At 57.5% G+C, this 563-nt stretch carries 1 protein-coding gene; it reads left to right on the top strand.

Annotation, left to right across the window (positions count from 1 at the left end; translation table 11 throughout):
- Positions 1-563: PKD domain-containing protein (locus tag NAF29_RS18125; protein WP_432763245.1), on the top strand; the 563-nt coding region annotated here is incomplete at both ends.

Here is a 563-nt window from a genome sequence, read left to right as displayed (position 1 = left end):
GATGGCAGTATTGCAGCTTATCAATGGACGCAAACGGCGGGCACAACCGTGTTGCTGAGCGGCGCAACGACAGCCTCAGCCAGTTTCACAGCGCCGACTTTGACCAGCGCCGAAACGCTTCGCTTTGAGGTGACGGTGACTGACAATGAGAATGCCACGACGAGTGCGCCCGTCTCGGTGCTTGTTGAGCCGGTGAATGCGTTGCCCACCGTGTCTGCGGGCAACCATCAAACCGTGGATGAAGCAACATCGGTGACGTTAAATGCCAGTGCCTCGGATGACGATGGCAGTATTGCAGCTTATCAATGGACGCAAACGGCGGGCACAACCGTGTTGCTGAGCGGCGCAACGACAGCCTCAGCCAGTTTCACAGCGCCGACTTTGACGAGCGCCGAAACGCTTCGCTTTGAGGTGATGGTGACTGACAATGAGAATGCCACGACGAGTGCGCCCGTCTCGGTGCTTGTTGAGCCGGTGAATGCGTTGCCCACCGTGTCTGCGGGCAACCATCAAACCGTGGATGAAGCAACATCGGTGACGTTAAATGCCAGTGCCTCGGATGA

It is taken from the genome of Echinimonas agarilytica (assembly GCF_023703465.1).
GTDB classification, from domain to species: Bacteria; Pseudomonadota; Gammaproteobacteria; order Enterobacterales; family Neiellaceae; genus Echinimonas; species Echinimonas agarilytica.
The sequence above is the reverse complement of the archived record's forward strand: the minus strand, read 5'-3'. Positions and strand labels throughout refer to the sequence as shown.